We start from the raw sequence: 25,414 nt of genomic DNA, 5'->3' as shown, positions 1-25,414 counted from the left end.
GGTCAGGAAAAATCCTCTGTTGCGGATTTGTAAGCGTAAACCCTGCTGGCTGATCGACGCGTCTGCACCTAAACTGCCGATCCGCCCAAGGAGCCCGCCATGCTGATTGTTGCCGACGAAAATATTCCGCTGCTCGATGATTTTTTTGCCGGTTTCGGCGAAATCCGCCGCGTGCCGGGCCGTTCCATTGATCGCGCGACGGTGGAGCAGGCCGATGTATTGCTGGTGCGTTCGGTGACCAATGTCAGCCGTACGCTGCTCGAGGGCAGCAAGGTGCGCTTTGTCGGCACCTGCACCATCGGCACCGACCATCTGGATCTTGATTACTTCAATGAGGCCGGTATTACCTGGTCGAGCGCGCCGGGCTGCAATGCCCGTGGCGTCGTCGATTACGTACTGGGCAGTCTTATGACGCTGGCCGAGATCGAAGGCGCCGATCTGTCCCAGCGTACGTACGGTGTCGTCGGTGCCGGTGAAGTCGGCGGTCGCTTGATCAAGGTCTTGAAGAGTCTCGGTTGGAACGTCAAGGTCTGCGATCCACCGCGTCAGGCCGTCGAGGGCGGCGATTACGTCAGTATCGAGCAGATCATCGAACAGTGCGACGTGATCAGCCTGCATACGCCACTGACGCGCACCGGCTTCGATGCGACCTGGCATCTGTTCGATCAGCCGCGTTTACAGCAACTCAAGCAAGGCGCCTGGCTGATCAATGCCGCGCGCGGCCCTGTTGTCGATAATGCCGCGCTGCGTGAGGTGCTGCTGGAGCGTGAAGACCTGCAAGCGGTGCTCGACGTCTGGGAAAAAGAGCCCGAAGTCGATGCTGCGCTGGCCGAGCTCTGTGTATTGGCGACGCCGCACATTGCCGGATACAGCCTCGACGGCAAGCAGCGCGGCACCGCACAGATCTATCAGGCCTACTGCACGTTCACTGGCCAGCCCGCCAGTATCCAGCTCAGTGATCTGCTGCCGGCACCGTGGTTGTCGGAAGTTTCCCTGCACGGCGACAGCGACCCTGCATGGGCGCTGGCGATGTTGTGCCGTGGCGTGTATGACCCGCGCCGTGATGATGCGGATTTTCGCCGCAGTCTGGCAGGCAATGTCGCTGAGCAACGTGCGGCATTTGATGTGTTGCGTAAACAGTATCCGGTGCGACGCGAAATCGAAGGGCTGAAGGTGCGGATTGAAGGGGCTTCGCCGGCGTTGCGGCAGATCGTGGCGGCGCTGGGGGCGGTGGCCGTCTAGAAACCGAGGTGACCGATTCGCGAGCAGGCTCGCTCCCACAAAGACCTTCTGTTCGCTGAAGCCCCCCTGTGGGAGCGAGCCTGCTCGCGAAAGCCATACCACCGATCCTGAATTACAGGTAGAAAAAACCCGGCCAACCAGGGCCGGGTCAGGAAGACGGTGGCTATATCACTCTTGTTCGGCAGGCTTGACCAATCGCTTCTCCAGTTCGCGACAAGCGTCCTGAATCATGTTTTCGGTGATCGGTACTTCGCGGCCCTGCTCATCGATAATCGAGCACCCCAGAGACTGGTCGGGCTGGGTGCGGATCACTTCAATCTTGTCTTCGCTGCTGTGTTGCAAGGACATGGCCTGTCTCCTCATCAGGTTGCGTGCCTAGGGTAAAACCGCCGCGTGACCAGGCGATGACAACTCCCTGCGGTCTGTCGGCCGGCGGCATCTCTACTCAAACAGAAATGTCGGCCGGCCTCAACCGGAGCCTTAGACCAATCGTTTCTAGCATCCGGACATCACGGGCATATTTAACCTGACTCATTGTGATTTACAGAGTTCCACCCCATCTGAGTCATCAGGCTGGCCCTATTCATCAGCGCAGACGTGAATTCCATGATCTCAATGCTTTCTTCCCGGCACCGGCGCGCCCTGCGCCTGACCAGTCATTTTCTCCTGCCGTATCGCTGGCAGGCCTTTGGCGCGCTGCTGGCACTGATCGCCACTGCCGGCATTACCTTGTCGATGGGGCAGGGCATCAAGCTATTGGTCGATCAGGGCTTCATGACCCAATCGCCGGACCTGCTCAATCAGTCCATCGGGATTTTCATGTTGCTGGTGTTTGCACTGGCGGTGGGCACTTTCGCCCGTTTCTATCTGGTGTCCTGGATAGGCGAGCGCGTAGTCGCCGACATCCGCCGCCAAGTGTTCAATCATCTGGTGTATTTGCATCCGGGGTTCTATGAGGACAACCGCAGCTCGGAGATCCAGTCGCGACTGACCGCGGACACGACGCTGTTGCAATCGGTGATCGGCTCGTCGCTGTCATTGTTTCTGCGCAACCTGTTGATGGTCATCGGCGGCGTGGTGCTGCTGTTCATCACCAATCCGAAGCTCACCAGCATCGTCGTGATTGCGTTGCCGCTGGTGATTGCGCCCATCCTGATCTTTGGCCGACGCGTGCGTAATCTGTCGCGGCAAAGCCAGGACCGCATCGCCGACATAGGCAGCTACGTGTCCGAAACCCTCGGCCAGATCAAAACCGTGCAGGCCTACAATCATCAAGTGCAGGACGAGCAGCGTTTCGCCTCGACCGTCGAGCAGGCGTTCGAGACCGCGCGCAAACGGATTTTTCAGCGTGCATGGCTGATCACGCTGGTGATTGTGCTGGTGCTCGGCGCTGTGGCCGTGATGTTGTGGGTCGGCGGCATGGATGTGATGGCCGGGCGGATCTCGGCCGGTGAGCTGGCGGCGTTCGTTTTCTACAGCCTGATCGTTGGCAGCGCGTTCGGCACCTTGAGCGAAGTCATCGGCGAACTGCAACGCGCCGCGGGCGCGGCTGAGCGTATCGCCGAACTGCTGCGTTCGGAAAACTTCATCCAGCCGCCAACGACCGGTCTGGTGACGTTGCCGCCACGGGTCAGAGGCGAACTTGAGCTTCGCGACGTGCGTTTTTCCTACCCGTCGCGCCCAGAAAGCTATGCGGTCGATGGCTTGGATCTGACGGTGAAGGCGGGCGAAACCCTCGCTTTGGTCGGGCCGTCCGGCGCGGGCAAGTCCACGGTTTACGATTTGTTGTTGCGCTTTTACGATCCGCGCGAGGGCCAGATTCTGCTCGATGGCGTGCCGCTGACCCGTCTCGATCCACTGGATCTGCGCCGCTGTTTTGCCCTGGTCTCGCAAACGCCTGCGCTGTTTTTCGGCAGTGTGGAGGAAAACATTCGCTACGGTTGCCCGACGGCCACGCTCGCGCAGGTCAAGGAAGCCGCACGAATCGCCCACGCCCACGACTTCATTGAACAAATGCCCGACGGTTACCAGACCCATCTGGGCGACGGTGGCCTCGGCCTGTCCGGCGGCCAGCGCCAGCGCCTGGCCATCGCCCGCGCGCTGCTGGTGGACGCGCCGATTCTGCTGCTCGACGAAGCCACCAGTGCTCTCGACGCGCAAAGCGAGCATTTGATCCAGCAGGCGCTGCCAACGCTGATGCAAAATCGCACCACGCTGGTGATTGCCCACCGCTTGGCCACGGTGAAAAACGCCGATCGGATCGCGGTGATGGAGCAGGGCAGGCTGGTGGCCGTCGGGACACATCAGGAATTGATCGCGAGCAATCCGTTGTATGCGCGGCTGGCGGCGTTGCAATTCAATGATGGCAATGAGACGACTAAACAGGACTGATGCCTTGCGCCCACATCGGGCATCATGGCGAACCGCATGAATTGCCGGGATGAGGATATGAGTCGTTACCAGCCGCCGCTGACCCTGACTGCACGCATGGTTACGCTGATCGCTGAAATCAGCGAACAGATAGGTCAACTCCTGGCTGTGGACGATAGCCGGCAGACGCCTCAGCTGCGTCGAAGCAACCGAATCCGTACGATTCAGGCTTCGCTGGCTATCGAAAACAATACGTTGAGCGTTGAGCAGGTCACTGCGGTCATTGCCGGGCGTCGAGTCCTGGGGTTGCCCAAAGAGATACAGGAAGTTCACAACGCTTTTGCGGCGTACGAGTCGATGCCGAGTTGGAATCCGGGAAGCAAACCCGATCTTTGCGCGCCCATGAGTTATTGATGCATGGTTTGATCGAGGATTGTGGGCAACTGCGCCGTACAGGCGTTGGCATCTACCGAGGCGATCAACGGGTGCATATGGCGCCGCCCCCGAGCCGGATTGCGCATCTGATCGATGACCTCTTGGCATGGCTTGCCTCATCTGATTGGCATCCGCTGATCATCAGTTGTGTCTTCCATTACGAATTCGAGTTTATTCATCCCTTTGCTGATGGAAATGGGAGGATGGGGCGTCTCTGGCAAACTCTGATTCTCAGTCAGTGGCGACCGGTGCTTGCCTATTTGCCAGTTGAGCCGGTTATCCGGGATCAACAGGACGCTTATTACGCTGCGCTTTCGACGGCAGATCGGCTGGCAGAATCAACGCCGTTTGTTGAATACATGCTCCACGCGTTGAGCCTTGCACTGCGCGAGGCGGTCGAAAGCGAGTCCGCGACCGACCCAGTAACCGACCCAGTAAAGAAGCTGTTGCAAGCATTGGAAAACCGGGCGCTGAGAACCAGCGAGCTAATGGGTGAGTTGGGCCTTACACATAAAGCGACATTCAGATCCAACTACCTTAAACCCGCGCTGGCGGCGGGATTTGTACAAATGACGGACCCCCAGAGTCCGAACAGTCCCGTTCAGAAATACCTCCTCACCGAAGCCGGCAAGCTCAAGATGATGCAGGCGCTACGATAGATTTACAGCGCTCAAAAAAATGCCCACATTCAGATGCGGGCATTTTCTGTGTAGCAAGATCGTTCGATCGCGTCCTGAGCCTTCGGCAGCTCCTACGTAACCGGTATTACCGATTACTGATCATCAAAATACCGCTCATGCCAATCCACCAGTGGCTGTGGCGAGTTGAGCTTCTGGCCGTAGATCACCGAGTACGACAGCACGTTCTGCACGTACTGGCGGGTTTCGTCGAACGGGATGCTTTCCACCCACACGTCGAAGCTCAAGTGATCGGCGCCGCGCAGCCACTGACGTACGCGGCCCGGGCCGGCGTTGTAGGCGGCGGAGGCGAGCACGCGGTTGCCGTTGAACTGGCTGTGCACCTGGCTCAGGTAGGCGGCGCCCAGTTGAATATTCTTGTCCGGATCGAACACTTGCTGCGGTGAGGCCAGCGAGATGCTGAACTTGCGTGCGGTTTCCTTGGCGGTGGCGGGCATCAATTGCATCAGGCCGCTGGCGCCAACGCCGGAGCGCGCGTCGTCCATGAACGCGCTTTCCTGCCGGGTGATGGCGAATACCCAGCTCGAATGCAGGCCGCGGACCTTGGCTTCACGCACCAGGGTGTCGCGGTGGGCCATCGGGAAACGGATATCCAGATCGTCCCAATATTGCGCCTGGCTGATGGTGCGGATCGCCGGGAAATACCACTTCAAGTCATAGGCCAGTTTGGCCTGGGCGACCATTTCGTCGCGATTGAAATGGCGGCTGACGTGATACCACTCGCGACGGCCGTCGACGATCTGCCCGCGGGCGTGGAATTCCAGGGCGCGGCGTACGCCCGGTGTGTTGCGGACTTTGTTGATCAGCGCCTGGCTGAGGACCAGCGGCTTATTGTTCAGCGAGTACGGCGATTGCGAGCGGTCTGCCGCGAGGAAACCGTAGAAGTCACGTTCCCGCGCAAGGTTTTTGTACAGACTCTGGACTTGCGGGTTCTGCGGCTGTGCCAGCTCCAGGCTGCGCGCCTGCCAGTAGCGCCAGCGGTTGGTGGCGGCCAGATCCTGTGGAAGGCGTTTGGTCAGTTCATACGCGTCGTCCCAGCGAGCCAGGCGCAGCAACAGGCGCAGGCGCCATTCCGACACGGTGTTGTCACGCAGTTCCGGATCGTATTTGGTCATCACGTCCAGCGCACGGCTGTCGAAACGCCGGGCCAGGGTCAGACCGATTTCACGGGCGATCGCGACTTTTTCATCGCGGGAAAAATGCATGCTGCTGGCGTAGCCGTCGAGCAAGGCCATGGCCTTGTCCGGGTCCTGACGGGCGAGGCGGCGCAGGCCGAGGCTGACCACGTCGGACATCGGCTCATCAGCCGGCGTGAAACGCGAGGGTTGGTTGAGCAGCTCGGGTTTCTGCGCGACGTCAACCAATAAACGACCGCGCGGAGCGAGGGTGGTCAGGCCGTTGATCAGGCTGTTGGCCAGCGGATAGTTGCGCGCCTGGGCTGCGAGTTTGGTGCGTTCCCAGCGTTTCTGTTCGGTGAGCTGACCGTCGGCAGCCCAGATACCGAACAAGGCGTCACAGGCGGCCGGTTGCGATTTACCGGTCAGCCAGAGTTTTTCAGCATTGGCGTAACCCTCGGCCTTCTGGTTATGGCTGATCTGATACTGCGCGTTGAGGCAGTCGAGTTCGGTGAAATTGAGCTTCGGGTCGTAATACTTGACGAAGGTTGCCCAGTCGCCACGGTCGGCCAGCCAGCGCAACCAGCGAAGTTTCATCCAGTTGGCCTGGGGCAGGTCGCCATGTTCGGCGAGGAACTTCTCGATTTCCGCATTGCTCGCGGTTTTCAGGCGTGCCGTCAGTTCGTCGTAGGCCAGATACGGCTCCAGCGGATAATCGGCCAGCGCCTGGCTATAGCGAAAATACGGGCCGGTATCGCCCTTGGCCAGGGCGCGCTTGGCTTCATCGTAATACTGGCGTTGGGTGGACAGGTCCACCGCCTGGACGGATTGAGCGGCAGCGGCGGTAAGTAGCAAACACGACAAAACACTGAAAAGGCGACTGCGCATGAGACATCCGGGCAGAGAAATCATGACAAGTGCCGACCTCGATCAGCACTGAATTGTCTGTAGCTTAGCCTTTTGCCAGCAAGCGGCGAAAGCTTTGCAAGCCTCGCCGCATAAGTTCGCAACAAATGTTGTGCAGAGTGCTTCGACAGACAAATTGCCGGCCTGTTGAAGCCCTAAGTCAGGTAGAATGCGCGCCCGGTTTTTGGAGAAGCTCATGACCCTGCTCAAATTCAGCGATGTGTCCCTTGCGTTCGGCGCTATGCCGTTGTTGGACAAGGTGTCCTGGCAGATCGCCCGTGGTGAGCGGGTGTGCATCATCGGTCGCAACGGCACTGGCAAGTCCAGCATGATGAAACTGGTCAAGGGCGACCAGAAGCCCGATGACGGCTCGGTGTGGCGTGCCCCCGGTCTGAAAATCGGCGAATTGCCGCAAGAGTTGCCGGTGGCCGACGAGCGGACGGTATTCGACGTGGTCGCCGAGGGCCTCGATGGCGTGGGCGCCTTGCTTGCCGAATATCATCACCTGAGCCAGAACATCGTCACCGATGCCGATCTGGACAAGCTGATGCACGTCCAGCACGACCTCGAAGCCCGTGACGGCTGGCGCTTGCAAACGCTGGTCGACAGCACTCTGAGCCGCCTGCAATTGCCGGCCGACAAAACCCTCGCCGAACTGTCCGGCGGCTGGCGTCGCCGTGTCCTGCTGGCGCAGGCGCTGGTCTCCGAGCCGGATCTGCTGCTGCTCGACGAGCCCACCAACCACCTGGACATCGGTGCGATTGCCTGGCTCGAAGAAGCGCTGAAAGATTTCCAGGGCGCCGTGCTGTTCATCACGCACGACCGTTCCTTTCTGCAAAACCTCGCCACGCGCATCCTTGAACTGGACCGCGGCGGTCTGATCGACTGGAACGGCGACTACGCCAGTTTCCTCGTCCACAAGGAGGCGGCGCTGGCCGCGGAAGAAACCGCCAACGCGCTGTTCGACAAAAAACTGGCCCAGGAAGAAGTCTGGATCCGTCAGGGCATCAAGGCGCGCCGGACCCGTAACGAAGGCCGCGTCCGCGCCCTGAAAGCCTTGCGCGTCGAGCGTAGCGAACGTCGTGAGCGCACTGGCAAGGCTAACATTCAGTTGGATACTGCCGACAAGTCCGGCAAGCAAGTGATGGTGCTCGAGAACGTCAGCTTCGCGCACCCGGGTGGCCCGTTCCTTATCAAGGATTTCTCGATGGTGTTGACGCGCGGCGACCGTATCGGTCTGCTCGGCGCCAACGGTACCGGCAAAACCACACTGTTGAAGCTGATGCTCAGCGGTCTGCAACCCACCAGCGGCAAGGTCGAAGAGGGCACCCGGATCGACGTCGCCTACTTCGACCAGTTGCGCCACCAACTGGATCTGGAAAAAACCGTGATCGATAACGTCGCCGAAGGTCGCGACTTCATCGACATCGATGGCCAGAGTCGTCACGTACTCAGCTATCTCGGCGACTTCCTCTTCAGCCCGCAGCGTGCCCGCACGCCGGTCAAGGCGCTGTCGGGCGGAGAGCGTGCGCGGCTGTTGCTGGCCAAGCTGTTCAGCAAGCCGGCCAACCTGCTGGTGCTCGACGAACCGACCAACGACCTCGATGTGGAAACCCTCGAGCTGCTCGAAGAGGTGCTGCTGACCTTCAACGGCACCGTGCTGATGGTCAGTCACGACCGGGCATTCCTCGATAACGTGGTGACCAGTACGTTGGTCTTCGAAGGTGAAGGCAAGGTCCGTGAGTACGTTGGCGGCTATCAGGACTGGATCCGTCAGGGCGGTTCGCCGCGTCTGTTGGGCGTGACCGAGAGCAAGTCGGGCAAGGCTGACCTGAACTCGGCTGTGGTGACCGCTGAGCCGGCTCCGGTGGCTGCGCCTGCCGCAACTGCGCCGGCGGCGAAGAAGAAATTGAGCTACAAGCTGCAGCGTGAGCTGGAAGCCCTGCCGGGCGACATCGACGCCAAGGAACAGCAGATCGCAGCGGTCGAAGCCGAAATGGCTGAAGCCGGTTTCTATCAGCGTCCGCCGGCGGAGACGGCCAAGGTGATTGCCTCGCTGGAGCAATTGCAGGCTGAGCTGGATGCGCTGGTGGAACGTTGGGCCGAGCTGGATGCCTGATTGATGCGCACGTGAAAAAGCCCGGCGCTCAGTGATGAGCGCCGGGCTTTTCGTATGTAGTGCGATCTAAAGGCTGGTGCGGATTAATGTGGGAGCGAGCCTGCTCGCGAATGCGGTGTGTCAGGCGACATTCATGTTGAATGTACCGACGTATTCGCGAGCAGGCTCACTCCTACATTGATCGGTGTTTCAGCGTTTGACCAGGTGCACCGCCAATACATCGCAAGGCGCACCGTGCAGCACGTCATTCGCGGTCGAGCCAAGCAGCAGCGCCAGACCATGGCGGCCATGGCTGCCGACCACGATCAGGTCGCAGGTTTGTTCCTTGGCGAAATGGTGGATTTCCTGGCGTGGCTGACCATAGGTCAGGTGACAGTTGGCGCCTTCGAGCTCGGTGTATTTGGATTTCAGCTTTTCAAGGCGCTCCTTGGCCTGATCGAACTGCTGTTGTTGCAGTTGTGACAGGTCCATTGGCACGTCGCCGCCGAACGCCATGGCCATCGGTTCAACGATGTGCACCAGTGACAGCTTGGCGCCATTACTCACCGACAGCTCGCGGGCGCGGTGGATTACAGGGTCGCACTCTTCAGTCAGATCTACAGCGACCAGGATGTGGTGGTAGGGCATGAGGTGCTCCTCCGAAGGTTCAATATTGGTAAGTATGGCTGGTTTCAAGCGCATTGGTTGCGAAGTAACGCAATGGGCTCATCAAAAATCGGGAGTAGAGATATGACGGTCTGGATAGTGGTGTCAATCCTGCTGGTGGTTTTAAGCCCGCTGGCCTGGTTGCGTCCCTCGCGCGCGCAAAGCGGTCGCATCGCCCTGCGCATGGAGGCTCGCCGCATCGGCCTGGCCATGCAACTGGCGCCGCAGGAATGGCCGCACTGGCTTTCCCAGGAGCCGCCCAACCCTTGCGCGCAGTACCACCGGCCCCGGCGCGGCAGTCAACCTGCATGTTGGACTTATTGGCAGAAGACGCCCGGTGTCTGGGTCAATCAGTGGCAGGAAGTGTGCGAAGACCGGTTGCTGCTCAATCATTTCGAAAAGTTGCCAGGCAACGTTTTCAAAATCGAGGCCGACAAGCAGATGATCGCCTTGTACTGGGGCGAAAAGGGCGATGCCTCGATTTTGCAGACCATCGACGCAACACTGAAAGCGCTGGCGTGATGCTCGGACTTTTCGCACTGCAACGGTGCGAAGCGTCCGGCAGACGAGCAATAAAAAGCCCGACATGATTCATCGGGCGGGATTGGCCAGGCAGGCCGGTGATTCTTTCGGGCCGATCAAGCTCGGCACGTTTGCAGGTAGTCCCGCCAGCGTAGCCTGTTAAACAAGGCCGTGAAGGTATTAGGGCGAATTTTCTAATTATTGATTCTATGAATGGCTCTGCATGCAGGTGCGTGTTGCTTCTCCTTGTCTTACAGAAATGACCGCAAAGTCGCGTTTCAACCGGCATTTTGGGCGATTGACAATTGTCAGAAATTCCGTGAAGGTGACGTACCCGAATCAAACGGGCGTATGAATTGAGCGTTTGTCTTACTGACCGCTCCTACAGAATCCCGACTATCGCGTTGGCGGGTGTGCCGGGTGGATTGGCGTTAGCATCGACGAAAAAGCGTCCTGCCGAGCCATTCGCCTGCGTCCGACGTGTACTGTTCAGCTTCCATATCGTGGAGATCAGTTGATGATTTACGAAGGTAAAGCCATCACGGTTAAAGCTCTTGAAAGTGGCATCGTCGAATTGAAATTCGACCTCAAGGGTGAGTCCGTCAACAAGTTCAACCGTCTAACCCTGAACGAGCTGCGTCAGGCCGTTGACACCATCAAGGCAGATGCTTCGATCAAGGGCGTGATCGTCAGCAGTGGCAAGGACGTGTTCATCGTCGGCGCCGACATCACCGAATTTGTCGAGAACTTCAAGCTGCCGGATGCCGAGCTGGTTGCTGGCAATCTCGAAGCCAACAAGATCTTCAGCGATTTCGAAGACCTCAACGTACCGACCGTAGCCGCCATCAATGGCATCGCGCTGGGCGGCGGTCTGGAAATGTGCCTGGCGGCTGATTACCGCGTCATGTCCACCAAGGCCAAGATCGGCCTGCCGGAAGTCAAGTTGGGCATCTACCCGGGCTTCGGCGGTACGGTCCGCCTGCCGCGCCTGATCGGCGTCGACAACGCCATCGAGTGGATTGCCGCCGGCAAGGAAAACCGTCCCGAAGACGCGTTGAAAGTCAGCGCCGTCGACGCCGTGGTTGCGCCTGAGAAACTGCAGGAAGCTGCCCTTGAACTGATCAAGCGCGCCATCTCCGGTGAGTTCGATTTCAAGGCCAAGCGTCAGCCGAAACTTGAAAAACTCAAGTTGAACGCCATTGAACAGATGATGGCTTTCGAAACCGCCAAAGGTTTCGTCGCCGGTCAGGCTGGCCCGAACTACCCGGCGCCGGTTGAAGCGATCAAGACCATTCAGAAAGCCGCCAACTTCGGTCGCGACAAGGCGCTGGAAGTCGAAGCCGCCGGTTTCGTCAAGCTGGCCAAGACCTCTGCCGCGCAGAGCTTGATCGGTCTGTTCCTTAACGATCAGGAGCTGAAGAAAAAGGCCAAGGCCTACGATGAAATCGCCAAAGACGTGAAGCAGGCCGCCGTACTCGGCGCTGGCATCATGGGGGGCGGTATCGCTTATCAGTCGGCTTCCAAAGGTACGCCGATCCTGATGAAGGACATCAACGAACACGGCATCGAGCAGGGCCTGGCAGAAGCCGCCAAGCTGCTGGTCGGTCGCGTTGATAAAGGCCGCATGACCGCCGCGAAAATGGCTGAAGTGCTCAACGGCATTCGTCCGACCCTGTCCTACGGTGATTTCGGTCACGTGGATCTGGTTGTCGAAGCCGTGGTCGAGAACCCGAAGGTCAAGCAAGCTGTACTGGCCGAAGTCGAAGACAAGGTCAAAGAGGACACGATCCTCGCGTCCAACACCTCGACCATTTCCATCAGCCTGCTGGCCAAGGCCCTCAAGCGTCCGGAAAACTTCGTTGGCATGCACTTCTTCAACCCGGTGCACATGATGCCGCTGGTGGAAGTGATTCGTGGCGAGAAGTCCAGCGAGCTGGCCGTTGCCACCACCGTTGCCTACGCCAAGAAAATGGGCAAGAACCCGATCGTCGTCAACGACTGCCCGGGCTTCCTGGTCAACCGCGTGCTGTTCCCTTACTTCGGCGGTTTCGCCAAGCTGGTCAGTGCCGGTGTCGACTTCGTGCGTATCGACAAGGTCATGGAAAAATTCGGCTGGCCGATGGGCCCGGCGTACCTGATGGACGTGGTCGGCATCGACACCGGTCACCACGGTCGTGACGTGATGGCTGAGGGTTTCCCGGACCGCATGAAAGATGACCGTCGTTCGGCTATCGATGTGCTTTACGAGGCCAAGCGCCTGGGTCAGAAGAACGGCAAGGGTTTCTACGCCTACGAGGCCGACAAGAAAGGCAAGCAGAAGAAAGTTGCCGATCCATCGGTACTGGAAGTGCTCAAGCCGATCGTTTACGAGCAGCGCGAAGTCACGGACGAAGACATCATCAACTGGATGATGATCCCGCTGTGCCTGGAAACCGTGCGTTGCCTGGAAGACGGCATCGTTGAAACGGCTGCCGAGGCCGACATGGGTCTGGTCTACGGCATCGGTTTCCCTCCATTCCGTGGCGGTGCGCTGCGCTACATCGATTCGATCGGTGTGGCCGAGTTCGTTGCCTTGGCTGACCAGTACGCTGATTTGGGCGCGCTGTACCACCCGACCGCGAAGCTGCGCGAAATGGCCAAGAACGGCCAAAGCTTCTTCGGTTAAGCGCCCCCAACTAGAGTGAGAGTGAACTTATGAGCTTGAATCCTAGAGACGTCGTGATTGTCGACTTCGGTCGTACTCCGATGGGCCGCTCCAAGGGCGGCATGCACCGCAACACCCGTGCCGAAGACATGTCGGCGCACCTGATCAGCAAATTGCTGGAGCGCAATGCCAAGGTCGACCCGGCGGAAGTCGAGGACGTGATTTGGGGCTGCGTCAACCAGACCCTGGAGCAGGGCTGGAACATCGCGCGCATGGCGTCGCTGATGACCCAGATTCCGCACACTTCGGCCGGCCAGACAGTCAGCCGTCTGTGTGGTTCGTCGATGAGCGCGCTGCACACCGCTGCGCAAGCGATCATGACCGGTAACGGCGACGTGTTCGTGGTCGGCGGCGTCGAGCACATGGGCCACGTGAGCATGATGCACGGTGTCGATCCGAACCCGCACATGTCTCTGTACGCGGCGAAAGCCTCGGGCATGATGGGCCTGACCGCGGAAATGCTCGGCAAGATGCACGGCATCACCCGTGAGCAGCAGGACGCATTCGGCGTGCGTTCCCACCAGTTGGCCCACAAGGCAACTGTGGAAGGCAAGTTCAAAGACGAAATCATCCCGATGCAGGGCTACGACGAGAACGGTTTCCTGAAACTGTTCGACTACGATGAAACCATTCGTCCGGAAACCACCCTGGAAAGTCTGGCGGCGCTCAAGCCGGCATTCAATCCAAAGGGCGGCACCGTGACGGCCGGTACTTCGTCGCAGATCACTGATGGTGCTTCGTGCATGATCGTGATGTCGGCCCAGCGTGCGCAGGACCTTGGCATCCAGCCGATGGCGGTGATCCGTTCGATGGCAGTGGCTGGTGTGGATCCGGCAATCATGGGCTATGGTCCAGTGCCGGCAACCCAAAAAGCCCTGAAGCGCGCGGGCCTGGGCATCAACGATATCGACTTCTTCGAGCTCAACGAAGCTTTCGCCGCACAGGCCCTGCCAGTGCTGAAAGATTTGAAAGTTCTCGACAAGATGAACGAGAAGGTTAACCTGCACGGCGGCGCGATCGCCTTGGGTCACCCGTTCGGTTGCTCCGGTGCGCGTATTTCCGGCACCCTGCTCAATGTGATGAAGCAGAATAGCGGCACCTTCGGGGTAGCCACTATGTGCATTGGTCTCGGCCAAGGCATCTCCACCGTCTTCGAACGCGTTTAAGCGTCTCGTCGATGGAAGCCGGGGCCCAGTGCCCCGGTTTTTGTTTTTTGGGTTTTTTATTTTATTTTGAAAAAATTTCAGTGAGGGCCGAAGCATGCCGATACAACCTGGGCTCTACCAACATTACAAAGGTCCGCAGTACCGCGTATTCAGTGTTGCGCGGCACTCCGAGACCGAAGAAGAGGTGGTCTTCTACCAAGCCCTGTATGGCGATTACGGCTTTTGGGTGCGCCCGTTGAGCATGTTCGTCGAGTCCGTCGAAGTTGACGGCGAGCAGGTACCACGCTTTGCTTTGGTGCAAGCTGAACCGAGCCTTTTTGACAGGGTTTGAGGCGAGTGCGCACAGAACCCTGTGCTTGACCTCACCTTGTATCAACTATATATAGCGGTGCCGCGTCAGGCGCCAACCGCCTTTCACTTCTAGAATTCAGGAATTTTCTGATCCATGGGCAAATCGCTGGTCATTGTGGAATCCCCGGCTAAGGCCAAGACCATCAACAAGTATCTGGGTAACCAATACGTGGTGAAGTCGAGTATCGGCCATATCCGAGACCTGCCCACCAGCGGTTCGGCTAGCGCCAGCAAAGAGCCTGCTGCCAAGCGCGGCAAGGCTGCTGCAGGCGAAGGTCCGGTGCTCTCGCCGAAAGAGAAAGCGCGCAAGCAGCTGGTCTCGCGTATGGGCGTCGATCCCGAGCACGGCTGGAAAGCCCAGTACGAGATCCTTCCTGGCAAGGAAAAGGTCATCGAGGAGCTGCGCCGGCTCGCCAAGGATGCTGACACCATCTATCTCGCAACCGACTTGGATCGCGAGGGGGAAGCCATTGCCTGGCACCTGCGCGAAGCCATCGGTGGTGATGACAGCCGCTACAAGCGCGTGGTGTTCAACGAAATCACCAAGAAGGCGATTCAGGAAGCATTCTCCGAGCCGGGCGAGCTGGACATCGATCGTGTCAACGCTCAGCAGGCGCGGCGCTTCCTCGATCGCGTGGTCGGCTACATGGTTTCGCCGCTGCTCTGGGCCAAGATCGCCCGCGGTCTGTCTGCTGGTCGCGTGCAATCGGTTGCCGTGAAGCTGGTGGTCGAACGCGAGCGCGAGATTCGTGCCTTCAATCCGGAAGAATACTGGGAAGTGCATGCCGATCTGGGCACCGCCAAAGGCTCGACTGTGCGTTTCGAGGTGGCACGCGAGAAAGGCGAAGCCTTCAAGCCGCTGAACGAAGCCCAGGCCATGGCCGCACTGGAGAAGCTCAAGGCCTCCAGCTACAGCATCGTCAAGCGCGAAGACAAACCGACCAGCAGCAAGCCGTCGGCGCCGTTCATCACCTCGACCCTGCAGCAAGCTGCGAGCAACCGCTTGGGCTTCGGCGTGAAGAAAACCATGATGATGGCCCAGCGTCTGTATGAAGCTGGCTACATCACCTATATGCGTACCGACTCGACCAACCTCTCGGCTGACGCCGTGGCGATGGCGCGTACCTACATCGAGGACGAGTTCGGCAAGAAGTACCTGCCAGAGACGCCGAACGTCTATAGCAGCAAAGAAGGCGCACAAGAGGCTCACGAAGCGATTCGCCCGTCCGACGCCAACACCACGCCGAGCAAGCTTGCGGGCATGGAACGTGACGCTGAGCGCCTCTACGAGCTGATCTGGCGTCAGTTCCTCGCTTGCCAGATGTTGCCGGCGCAGTACCTGTCGACCACAGTCAGCGTCGGCGCTGGCGACTTCGAGCTGCGCGCCAAGGGCCGTATCCTCAAGTTCGACGGTTACACTCGCGTTATGCCGCAGATTGCCAAGCCGGGCGATGACGACGTTCTGCCGGACATGGCGCAGGGCGAAGTGATGAAGCTGATCAAGCTTGATCCCTCCCAGCACTTTACCAAGCCGCCGGCCCGTTACTCGGAAGCCAGCCTGGTGAAGGAAATGGAAAAGCGCGGCATTGGCCGTCCTTCGACGTACGCAGCGATCATCTCGACCATTCAGGACCGCGGTTACGTGACCTTGCATAACCGTCGTTTCTATTCGGAAAAGATGGGTGACATCGTCACCGAGCGTTTGTCCGAGAGCTTCTCGAACCTGATGGACTACGGCTTCACCGCCGGCATGGAAGAGAATCTCGATGACGTGGCGCAGGGCGAGCGCGACTGGAAAAGCGTACTGGACGAGTTCTACGGCGACTTCAAAAAGAAACTCGAAGTGGCGGAAAATCCGGACAATGGCATGCGTGCCAACCAGCCGGTGATGACCGATATCCCGTGCACAACGTGTGGTCGTCCGATGCAGATTCGTACGGCTTCCACCGGCGTGTTCCTCGGCTGCTCGGGTTACAGCCTGCCGCCGAAAGAGCGTTGCAAGGCCACCGTCAACCTGGTGCCGGGCGACGAAATCGCTGCGGACGATGAAGGTGAATCGGAATCTCTGGTATTGCGTGGCAAGCATCGCTGCCCGATCTGCAGCACGGCAATGGACGCTTATCTGCTGGATGAGAAGCGCAAGCTGCACATCTGCGGTAACAACCCGGATTGCGCCGGTTATGAGATTGAAGAAGGCAGCTATCGCATCAAGGGCTATGAAGGCCCGAGCCTGGAATGCGACAAGTGTGGCAGTGAGATGCAGCTCAAGACCGGCCGTTTTGGCAAGTTCTTCGGTTGCACCAACCCGACGTGCAAGAACACCCGCAAGCTGCTCAAGAGCGGCGACGCGGCACCGCCCAAGATGGATCCGGTGAAGATGCCTGAGCTGAAATGCGAAAAGGTCAACGACACCTACATCCTGCGTGACGGTGCGTCCGGTCTGTTCCTGGCGGCCAGCCAGTTCCCGAAAAACCGCGAGACTCGCGCTCCGCTGGTGATCGAGATCCTGCCGCACAAAGATGAGATCGATCCGAAGTATCACTTCCTGTGCGAGGCACCACAGAAAGATCCTGACGGTCTGCCGGCGGTCATTCGCTACAGCCGCAAGACCAAGGAGCAATACGTGCAGACCGAAGTCGATGGCAAGCCTACGGGCTGGAAGGCGTACTACGACGGTGGCAAGTGGACGGTCGAAGACAAGCGCAGTGCCAAGGCGAAGGCTGAGTAAACCTTAGTCTGCCTACTGAAAAGGCCGCATGAGAACCTCCCGGTTTTCAGGCGGCCTTTTTGTTTTGTGCTTGCGGTGGGATCGGCTGATCCACGACACTGTCCGGCCTGTGTGAAGCAAATATTTCGTTGTGGAGACTGCCCTCATGGCCCACGAACTCTATACCCGTACCAATCAGAAGATCTATTTCGCCGGTCTGTCGCTGGAAGCCCTGGCTCGCGCTGAAGAGGGGCGGGCGATGAATGCTCTGGCGTTGATTCAGGCTGGGCGTGAGTCAGCGTTGTTTCATCTTTATGGCGCGCTGTTGGGGCTATGTCATGAAATCGCCGGCTTCTATCGTTTGCCTCAGGCGAATGCAGCGCGGGCTGAGCTGTTGCTGACGCCTGAAATACTGGAGTCGATGGCGATTCCCGAACTGGCAGAAATGGTCGAGCTGGCGGGGAACCCGGAAACCTGGCTGGCGAAATTGCTGGCGGCGCATTCAGCGCTGTTCCAGCCACCGCGCGTACCGCACAAGCCCAAGGGCGACGTGACGCAGCCGTTGATTCAAGCTGTTAATCTGGATGAAGAGCAGACGCCAGCGGAGCTGAGTCGTGAGGAGCTGGAGAGCTGGAGGCAGAACCTCAAGAGTCTGGCCATCCGTTTTCGTGAAGGCTTGAACGAGTGCTGACAGTGATTGACGCGGTGGCAATCTGAAACATGCTGCTGGTCAAGATCCCAAGCGAAGCCCGAATGATGTCTATATAATCGCTGCCTTTCGTGGAGAACAGACTTATATGCCAACGTCCTTTCTAGAAATTGTCGAGTTACCAGACGGCCGAATCGAACTGCGCAGGGCTGAGGACGAAGGTTCTCTGGTGACGCTGGATTTCTCCGAGGATGCCAAGGCGTTCCTGCAAGGCCAGCATGTGGAAATCGCTAAAGCGATGTTGAGCGTCGGCGTGCAGATGGCGGGTCGTATGGTCGAAGGCGAGTTCGACAAGGAAGAGGGAACGCGGGTTCTTCACTGATCTGCGCTCGTTTTTTCTTTAGCCGTAACTGCTACAGATCGGCTTCTCTGTCCCTTGAGAAGCCCTGCGCTTCACACAGCGCTCGTTATTCGCCAATCAACCCAATCGAATGTTCAGGCTCTGAGCATCGCCCGTGCGCGCGGCGCTGATCAACTGTTGCCGTGAGCTGCTGTTCAGCGGGTTGAGCCAAGTGACCACCGTGTGGCTGCGACCCAGGCGCAATGCTTCGCACGCCAATTGCTGGGCGCTTTGAGTGCCCCGGGGCTGCAACAGCAGAATGCGTTCGCGGTTCAGGCCGGCATCCCGCAGCCAGGTTTGAGTCAGGCTGGCCGGTGGCGCAATCAGTGTCAGCCAGCGGGCGTCCTGGTCTTCGCTCAGTTCGCGAAGGATCGGGGCAAGCAGGTTCAGGCAATTCCCTGCCGCACCGCGCAGTGACAGCTCACTGAATACTTCGGGTTCGGCATGCCATTCGCGCGCGACCACGTCTTTCAGGATCGGCGCCATGGGTTGTGCCAGAAACGCTTCGAATAAAGGCAGTTGTGTTTGCTGAGGTATGTGTGGGAACTGCATAAAGCCTCCTTTAGCGGCGGATGACGCCGACACTCAAGCCTTCGATCACCAGTTCCTGATCTTTCAGATCAACTTCGATAGGGGCGAACTCAGGGTTTTCGGCAATCAGCCAGACTTTGCTGCCTTCACGCTTGAAACGTTTTACCGTCACTTCGTCACCGATGCGGGCAACCACGACCTGGCCGTTGCGCGCTTCGCGAGTGGTGTGAACCGCCAGCAGGTCGCCGTCGAAAATGCCGATGTCCTTCATGCTCATGCCATGGACGCGCAACAGATAGTCGGCGCGAGGATGGAAGAACGCTGGATTAATGTTGCAGGACTCTTCGATGTGCTGCTGGGCGAGGATCGGCGCACCGGCTGCTACCCGGCCAATGATCGGCAGGGTGGACTCATCGGGCTTGGCTTCAAAGCCGGGAATTCGAATGCCGCGGGAGGCACCAGGCGTCATCTCGATGGCGCCCTTGCGAGCCAGGGCCTTGAGATGCTCTTCGGCGGCATTGGGTGACTTGAAGCCCAGTTCCTGAGCGATTTCTGCGCGGGTAGGCGGATAGCCGTTGTCTTCAAGGCATCGTTTGATAAAGGCCAGAATCTCGGCTTGGCGTGGCGTCAGCTTTAGCATATTGATCGCTCTGTCTTTTTATACAGTGACTGGGATTATATACAGTGAAGCGGTCTTGGCAATGGCCGTTTTTGCGCATGCCGCCGGACGGTCGACAGACACGTTTATTAATGCGCCAGCCTTGTGTGGTTAAATAGCTGACCGACCATTCCCAAAACGAACCGCCAGGCTTGACAAGGCACAGGCTGAAACGTATGTTTCAAACAAGTGTTTGTCAGGCGCGGAGTAGCCATGGCCCAGTCGGAAACCGTTGAACGCATTCTTGATGCTGCCGAGCAGTTGTTCGCGGAGAAAGGTTTCGCTGAAACCTCATTGCGTTTGATTACCAGCAAGGCTGGCGTCAACCTGGCAGCAGTGAACTATCACTTCGGGTCGAAAAAGGCGCTGATTCAAGCGGTGTTTTCGCGTTTCCTCGGACCGTTTTGCGTCAGTCTCGATAAAGAGCTGGAGCGGCGCCAGGCCAAGCCGGACAACAAGCCGACCCTTGAAGAGCTGCTGGAAATCCTCGTCGAGCAAGCGCTCGTCGTACAGCCGCGCAGTGGGAACGACCTGTCGATCTTCATGCGCTTGCTTGGCCTCGCGTTCAGCCAGAGCCAGGGTCACCTGCGGCGTTACCTGGAGGACATGTACGGCAAGGTGTTCCGCCGCTACATGCTGCTGGTCAACGAAGCGGCGCCACGCATTCCGCCCATCGAACTGTTCTGGCGTGTGCACTTCATGCTCGGTGCCGCCGCGTTCAGCATGTCCGGGATCAAAGCGTTGCGCGCGATTGCCGAGACCGATTTCGGTGTCAACACGTCCATAGAACAAGTCATGCGCCTGATGGTGCCGTTTCTCGCCGCCGGCATGCGCGCCGAGACCGGCGTCACCGACACGGCCATGGCCACCGCCCAATTGCGCCCGCGCACCAAGTCAGCCCCGGTAGCCGCCAAGGTTTAACCGCGCACGGGTGGGCGCGGCAGTTGGTATCCGCTAAGCTACCGCCCATGCCGACTCTCGTTCTGAACCCGATCCGCATGGATTCTGCTGACCGACCGGGCGCCGCCCGTGGTAGCGGACGTGTGCCGATCGGGTTTTTCGTTTTCAAGGAATTTTTATGACTGCTGGCCTGCAAGGCTCGTTGATGGTGGACGTCGCCGGTACCTGGCTGACGGCCGAAGATCGCCAATTGTTGCGTCAGCCCGAAGTGGGCGGTCTGATCATTTTTGCCCGCAACATCGAACATCCACGCCAGGTGCGCGAGCTGAGCGCCGCCATTCGCGCGATTCGCCCGGATCTGCTGCTGGCGGTGGATCAAGAGGGCGGCCGCGTGCAGCGCCTGCGTCAGGGCTTTGTGCGTCTGCCGGCCATGCGCGCGATTGCTGACAATCACAATGCCGAATACCTCGCCGAGCAATGTGGCTGGATCATGGCGACGGAAGTCCTGGCCGTCGGCCTCGACCTCAGTTTTGCCCCGGTGCTGGATCTGGATTACCAGCGCAGCGCTGTTGTCGGTACCCGTTCTTTTGAAGGTGATCCGCAGCGCGCTGCGTTGCTCGCCGGGGCTTTCATTCGTGGCATGAACAGCGCGGGCATGGCCGCCACTGGCAAGCACTTTCCCGGCCACGGCTGGGCGGAAGCAGACTCTCACGTCGCCATCCCGAACGACGAGCGCAGCCTCGACGAGATCCGCGCCAACGACCTCGTGCCCTTCGCCCGTTTGAGCAAGCAACTGGCCGCGGTCATGCCGGCCCACGTTATCTATCCGCAAGTCGACTCACAGCCTGCCGGTTTCTCCCGGCGCTGGCTGCAGGGCATTCTGCGCGGCGAATTACAATTTGACGGCGTGATCTTCAGTGACGACCTGTCGATGGCTGGCGCCCATGTGGTTGGCGACGCCGCCAGCCGCATCGAAGCCGCGCTCACGGCCGGTTGCGACATGGGCCTGGTGTGCAACGACCGCGCCGCAGCCGAGTTGGCGCTGAGTGCTGCGCAACGCATGAAGGTCAAGCCGTCCGCACGCATCGCCAAGATGCGCGGCCAGGCCTTCGCCAGCACCGATTATCGTCAGGACCCGCGTTGGCTCACCGCCCTCGGCGCGCTCAAAGACGCTCAACTGATCGATTAAGGATTTTCCGTTATGACCGTTTACGCAATCATCGGTGGCACCGGCCTGACTCAGCTCGAAGGCTTGAGCATTCGCCAGTCGCTGGCAGTCGATACCCCTTACGGCGCGCCTTCGGCCGAGGTGCAGATTGGCGAATACGCCGGCAAGGAAGTGTTGTTCCTCGCCCGTCACGGTCATCCGCACCGCTTTCCTCCGCACAAGGTCAACTACCGCGCCAACCTGTGGGCGTTGAAGCAGGCGGGCGCGCAAGCAATCATCGCGGTGAATGCGGTCGGCGGGATTCACCCGGCCATGGGCACCGGGCATTTTTGCGTGCCGCATCAGATCCTCGATTACACCAGCGGGCGCGAGCACACCTATTTCGCCGATGATCTGGAGCACGTCACTCACATCGATTTCAGCTTTCCCTACAGCGAGCCGTTGCGTCAGCAATTGATTGCCGCCGTCGCCGCCGAAGGCTGCGAATACAGCGATCAGGGCGTATACGCCTGCACGCAGGGCCCGCGGCTGGAAACGGTCGCCGAGATCGTCCGGCTGGAACGTGACGGCTGCGACATCGTCGGCATGACCGGCATGCCGGAAGCGGCACTGGCTCGTGAGCTGGACCTGGATTACGCCTGTCTGGCGCTGGTGGTGAACCCTGCAGCGGGCAAGACCACCGACGTCATCACCATGGCCGAAATCGAGCAGGCGCTGCACGATGGCATGGGCAAGGTCAAGTCGACACTGGCGCGGGTGCTGGCCGGCTAAGGATCGCCCATGAGCATTTTCATCGAACGACTTAAAGGACTGGCATGGACCCAGGCATTCAACAGTAAAACGCTGGCCAAGGCCCGCGCTTATGCCGACGATGATCGGGTAGAGATCATCGAGATCGATGCCAGAAAGATCGAGGCATTCTGCGTCGGTTCCGAAAGCCAGGCGTATGAACAAATCATTTACCTGTCCGAAGATCGTTTGGGATCGGTTAATTTGCGTTGCATATGCACCTGCCCCGTCGCGATCGACTGCAAGCATTGCGCGGCGGTGCTCTATTCTTTGCAGGGCAGTGACCCTGATGTACCGGAAAGTGCCGCGCAGGTCCCGTTGGGTCGGGCATTGGAGCACTGGCTTTCGACAATCCCGGTCCCGGCCAAACCCACCGAAGAAAGCGCGCAACCCGCAGGTACACGCCTGTTTTACAAGCTCAAGCCCACGTCTGCGAGCGGCAAATGGCTGCTCGATATTTTCAAGGTCTACCAGCTCAAGAGCGGCGAGTTACGCGAAGCCAAACCGATGTATTCGTTGGCGGAAATGCTCATGCGCCAGCCCGGCTACCTGTCCGAGCTGGATTTGCGCGTCGCCAGGCTGCTGGTTGCCATGCACTCTCATCACGCCTATTACAGCGGTTATCCGCTGGAGGGCAGCAGTGGCGCCGAACTGCTGGAAATGCTCCTGCGCACCTCGCGGCTGTTCCTCGATTTCGAAGACCTTCGACCGCTGACGCCGGGCGCGAAACGCGTGGGTCAGTTCGCCTGGGCCGAACAGGCTGATGGTGGGTTCCGCGCGCAGTGGAGCAGTGCCGAAGCGGCGCAGGAAACCGTGCTGGCGCTGGAGCCGCTTTATTACCTCGATCGCGAACAGCGGCAGGTTGGCCCTCTGTTCAATGAGCTGGAAGAAAAGCTGGCCTGCCATTTGGCCCTCGCACCGGACATTCCGGCGCGTCAGGCCATGCAGTTCAGCCATCGAATGAGCGCGGCGACAAAAATCCCGCCGCCACACAAACTCACCGAACGCATCATTGATGACGTACTGCCGCAGCCGCAACTGATCCTTGTCAGCGGTCGAGAGCACTCCCGCTGGGAGTATGTGCTGGAGCACCGCGCCGCTCTGGTGTTCACCTACAACGGTCATCCGGCGCTGGATCGCAACCCGGAGGTGATGATCCTCGACGGTACCGAAACCCAGCGTATTCAACGCCAGCCCGCGGTGGAAAAGAAACTGCGCCAGAGCCTGCAAAAACACGGCTTCAAGAAAGCCACGCGCAAGAGTTCGCTGGATCGTCCCGGAGAAATGTTTACGTTACCGGACGATTCCGCCTGGCTCGGATTTATGCACGAAGGGCTTGCCACGCTGCGCGCCGCGAATTGGCAGATCGAGATCAGCCCCGGTTTTCATTTCAACGTGCAACCGGTTGAGCAGTGGTACGCCGAGGTCGAGGAGGAGGCCGGGCATCAATGGTTTGATCTGCAATTGGGCATCGTCGTCAACGGCGAGCGCTACAGCCTGTTGCCGATCCTTTTGCATCTGTTGCGCACCCAGCCGCGCTTGCTCGACCCGGTCAATCTGGCGGAACGCAGCGATGATGAAAAACTGCTGATCGAACTCAAGCCCAGCGGTTTCGGCGGCGATGCGGGCGCCAAGGTGGCGTTGCCGCTGAGTCGGGTCAAACCGCTGATGGCCACGTTAGGCGAGTTGTATCTGGGCGGTCATCACGGCGATGCGCTGCGCTTGACTGCGCCGGATGCTGCGCGCCTGAGTCTGCTCGACGGCGTGCCGCTGGATTGGCAGGGCGGCGAGCGGCTGCGCAACTTTGCCAAGCGCCTGCAAAATTCCAGTCACACCCAAGTCGCTGCGCCGGTTGGCCTTAACGCGCAACTGCGTCCGTATCAGCTCGAAGGCCTGAACTGGATGCAAACCCTGCGCGAGCTTGAGGTCGGTGGCATTCTTGGCGATGACATGGGCCTGGGCAAAACCCTGCAGACCCTGGCGCATCTGCTTACGGAAAAACACGCAGGGCGTCTCGACTCCCCGGCGCTGGCAGTCATGCCGACCAGTCTGATTCCCAACTGGCTCGACGAGGCCGAGCGTTTTACTCCGCAGTTGAAAGTATTGGCGCTGCACGGGACCGGGCGGCAAAAAGACTTCGCCAATCTCGCCGAATACGACTTGGTGCTGACCACTTACGCGTTGCTGCCGAGGGATCTTGAGATTTTGCAGCCACAATCGTGGAGCGTATTGATTCTCGACGAAGCGCAGAACATCAAGAACCCGCTCAGCAAAGCCGCCCAAGCCGCGCGTGACCTGCAGGCCCGTCAGCGCCTTTGCCTGAGTGGCACGCCGTTGGAAAACCACCTAGGCGAACTGTGGTCGCAGTTTCACTTCCTGATGCCGGGTTGGCTGGGCGACAGCAAATCCTTCAATCGCGATTACCGCACGCCGATCGAGAAGCACGGCAACGTGCAGCGCATGCAGCACCTGACCGCGCGAATCAAGCCGTTTTTGCTGAGGCGCAAGAAAGATCAGGTCGCCACGGAGTTGCCGCCGAAAACCGAGATCATCCACTGGGTCGAACTCAGCGATGGTCAGCGCGACGTGTATGAAACGGTGCGTGTAGCGATGGACAAAAAGGTCCGCGACGAAATCGCCCGCAGTGGCGTGGCGCGCAGTCAGATCATTATTCTCGATGCGCTGCTAAAGCTGCGTCAGGTCTGTTGCGACTTGCGCCTTATCAACATGCCGCTCTCGGCGAAGGCCCTGCGCTCGGGTAGCGGCAAGCTGATCAGCTTGATGGAGATGCTCGAGGAATTGCTCGGCGAGGGGCGCAGGATTCTGCTGTTCTCCCAGTTCACGTCGATGCTGGCGCTGATCGAGCAGGAGTTGCAGCAACGAGGGTTAAGTTACTCGTTGCTGACCGGCGATACCACGGACCGACGCACGCCGGTCAAGGATTTCCAGGGCGGCAAAGTGCCGTTGTTCCTCATCAGCCTCAAGGCCGGCGGAACGGGTTTGAACCTGACGGCGGCGGACACGGTGATCCACTTTGATCCTTGGTGGAATCCTGCAGTGGAGAATCAGGCCACTGACCGGGCGTATCGCATTGGCCAGAACAATCCGGTGTTTGTTTACAAGTTGATTGCCAAAGGCACGGTGGAGGAAAAAATCCAGGCGCTGCAGCAGGAGAAGGCTGCGCTGGCCGGGGCAGTGCTGGAGGGTGGCACGACGGGTGGTTTCAAACTGGAGCAGAGCGATATTGAGGCGCTGTTTGCGCCGTTGCCCGTTTCCAGGGATTGAGCTTCGGTTTCAATCGTTAGACCGAGGTGATGCCTTTCGCGAGCAGGCTCACTC

Annotated in this window: 19 protein-coding genes and 1 pseudogene; 15 read left to right on the top strand and 5 right to left on the bottom strand. The window is 59.3% G+C overall.

Going from position 1 to position 25,414, the window contains the following annotated elements; translation table 11 throughout:
• Positions 1–99 precede the first annotated feature (99 nt).
• Positions 100–1,242 carry a 4-phosphoerythronate dehydrogenase PdxB gene (gene pdxB / locus HU765_RS17210; protein WP_186621877.1) on the top strand — a complete coding sequence of 381 codons (1,143 nt, stop codon included), beginning with the start codon at positions 100–102 and terminating at the stop codon, positions 1,240–1,242.
• Between the two features lie 168 nt (positions 1,243–1,410).
• Here pdxB and HU765_RS17205 read toward each other — a convergent pair whose 3' ends face one another.
• Positions 1,411–1,590, bottom strand: coding sequence for a PA1571 family protein (locus HU765_RS17205; protein ID WP_042609025.1), 180 nt, complete (start codon positions 1,588–1,590; stop codon positions 1,411–1,413).
• Positions 1,591–1,848: 258 nt separating this feature from the next.
• Between HU765_RS17205 and HU765_RS17200 the strand changes: the two genes are divergently transcribed.
• The gene (locus HU765_RS17200; RefSeq protein ID WP_186621875.1) at positions 1,849–3,633 is read left to right on the top strand and encodes an ABC transporter transmembrane domain-containing protein; all 1,785 of its coding nucleotides are present in this window, start codon (positions 1,849–1,851) and stop codon (positions 3,631–3,633) included.
• Positions 3,634–3,690: 57 nt separating this feature from the next.
• A pseudogene (locus HU765_RS17195) lies at positions 3,691–4,706 on the top strand (Fic family protein).
• A gap of 113 nt (positions 4,707–4,819) precedes the next feature.
• Here the strand turns inward: HU765_RS17195 and HU765_RS17190 are convergent.
• Positions 4,820–6,748, bottom strand: coding sequence for a transglycosylase SLT domain-containing protein (locus HU765_RS17190; protein ID WP_186621872.1), 1,929 nt, complete (start codon positions 6,746–6,748; stop codon positions 4,820–4,822).
• Positions 6,749–6,962: 214 nt separating this feature from the next.
• Between HU765_RS17190 and HU765_RS17185 the strand changes: the two genes are divergently transcribed.
• Entirely contained in the window at positions 6,963–8,885 is a 1,923-nt protein-coding gene (locus HU765_RS17185; protein ID WP_186621870.1) for an ATP-binding cassette domain-containing protein, read from the top strand.
• 189 nt (positions 8,886–9,074) lie between these two features.
• Here HU765_RS17185 and HU765_RS17180 read toward each other — a convergent pair whose 3' ends face one another.
• Positions 9,075–9,512: a universal stress protein gene (locus HU765_RS17180; protein ID WP_186550362.1), complete on the bottom strand. Its 438-nt coding sequence runs from the start codon at positions 9,510–9,512 to the stop codon at positions 9,075–9,077.
• A gap of 102 nt (positions 9,513–9,614) precedes the next feature.
• Here HU765_RS17180 and HU765_RS17175 point away from each other — a divergent pair, with 102 nt between their 5' ends.
• The 7 genes from HU765_RS17175 to HU765_RS17145 all read left to right on the top strand — a co-directional run bounded on the left by HU765_RS17175 (position 9,615) and on the right by HU765_RS17145 (position 18,011).
• Positions 9,615–10,052: a hypothetical protein gene (locus HU765_RS17175; RefSeq protein ID WP_186550364.1), complete on the top strand. Its 438-nt coding sequence runs from the start codon at positions 9,615–9,617 to the stop codon at positions 10,050–10,052.
• Positions 10,053–10,569: 517 nt separating this feature from the next.
• Positions 10,570–12,717, top strand: coding sequence for a fatty acid oxidation complex subunit alpha FadB (fadB, locus tag HU765_RS17170; RefSeq protein ID WP_186550366.1), 2,148 nt, complete (start codon positions 10,570–10,572; stop codon positions 12,715–12,717).
• A gap of 29 nt (positions 12,718–12,746) precedes the next feature.
• Positions 12,747–13,922 carry an acetyl-CoA C-acyltransferase FadA gene (gene fadA / locus HU765_RS17165; protein ID WP_007910465.1) on the top strand — a complete coding sequence of 392 codons (1,176 nt, stop codon included), beginning with the start codon at positions 12,747–12,749 and terminating at the stop codon, positions 13,920–13,922.
• A gap of 94 nt (positions 13,923–14,016) precedes the next feature.
• Positions 14,017–14,253: a DUF1653 domain-containing protein gene (locus HU765_RS17160; RefSeq protein WP_186621868.1), complete on the top strand. Its 237-nt coding sequence runs from the start codon at positions 14,017–14,019 to the stop codon at positions 14,251–14,253.
• 114 nt (positions 14,254–14,367) lie between these two features.
• The gene (topA, locus tag HU765_RS17155; RefSeq protein WP_186621866.1) at positions 14,368–17,001 is read left to right on the top strand and encodes a type I DNA topoisomerase; all 2,634 of its coding nucleotides are present in this window, start codon (positions 14,368–14,370) and stop codon (positions 16,999–17,001) included.
• A 145-nt stretch (positions 17,002–17,146) separates the two neighbouring features.
• Positions 17,147–17,671 carry a DUF6586 family protein gene (locus HU765_RS17150; protein ID WP_186621863.1) on the top strand — a complete coding sequence of 175 codons (525 nt, stop codon included), beginning with the start codon at positions 17,147–17,149 and terminating at the stop codon, positions 17,669–17,671.
• A gap of 106 nt (positions 17,672–17,777) precedes the next feature.
• Positions 17,778–18,011: a hypothetical protein gene (locus tag HU765_RS17145; protein WP_186550372.1), complete on the top strand. Its 234-nt coding sequence runs from the start codon at positions 17,778–17,780 to the stop codon at positions 18,009–18,011.
• A 96-nt stretch (positions 18,012–18,107) separates the two neighbouring features.
• On the opposite strand, the gene sulA is transcribed toward HU765_RS17145, so the two are convergent.
• Both sulA and lexA read right to left on the bottom strand, forming a co-directional pair.
• A complete protein-coding gene (gene sulA / locus HU765_RS17140) occupies positions 18,108–18,581 on the bottom strand; it encodes an SOS-induced cell division inhibitor SulA (RefSeq protein ID WP_186550374.1) in 474 nt (157 codons plus the stop codon).
• 10 nt (positions 18,582–18,591) lie between these two features.
• The gene (gene lexA / locus HU765_RS17135) at positions 18,592–19,200 is read right to left on the bottom strand and encodes a transcriptional repressor LexA (RefSeq protein ID WP_186550376.1); all 609 of its coding nucleotides are present in this window, start codon (positions 19,198–19,200) and stop codon (positions 18,592–18,594) included.
• 231 nt (positions 19,201–19,431) lie between these two features.
• On the opposite strand from lexA, the gene HU765_RS17130 reads away from it, so the two are divergent.
• The 4 genes from HU765_RS17130 (at position 19,432) to HU765_RS17115 (ending at position 25,360) form a co-directional block, all read left to right on the top strand.
• Positions 19,432–20,139 carry a TetR/AcrR family transcriptional regulator gene (locus tag HU765_RS17130; RefSeq protein ID WP_186550378.1) on the top strand — a complete coding sequence of 236 codons (708 nt, stop codon included), beginning with the start codon at positions 19,432–19,434 and terminating at the stop codon, positions 20,137–20,139.
• A gap of 157 nt (positions 20,140–20,296) precedes the next feature.
• Positions 20,297–21,307: a beta-N-acetylhexosaminidase gene (gene nagZ / locus HU765_RS17125; protein WP_186621861.1), complete on the top strand. Its 1,011-nt coding sequence runs from the start codon at positions 20,297–20,299 to the stop codon at positions 21,305–21,307.
• Between the two features lie 12 nt (positions 21,308–21,319).
• Positions 21,320–22,057: an S-methyl-5'-thioinosine phosphorylase gene (locus HU765_RS17120; protein ID WP_186621859.1), complete on the top strand. Its 738-nt coding sequence runs from the start codon at positions 21,320–21,322 to the stop codon at positions 22,055–22,057.
• Positions 22,058–22,066: 9 nt separating this feature from the next.
• Positions 22,067–25,360 (top strand): DEAD/DEAH box helicase, encoded by a 3,294-nt coding sequence (locus tag HU765_RS17115; RefSeq protein ID WP_186621857.1) that lies wholly within the window; start codon positions 22,067–22,069, stop codon positions 25,358–25,360.
• Positions 25,361–25,414 lie beyond the last annotated feature (54 nt).

Source organism: Pseudomonas sp. SWRI81, from assembly GCF_014268545.1.
GTDB lineage: Bacteria > Pseudomonadota > Gammaproteobacteria > Pseudomonadales > Pseudomonadaceae > Aquipseudomonas > Aquipseudomonas hamedanensis.
This window is presented reverse-complemented; position numbering and strand designations above follow the sequence as displayed.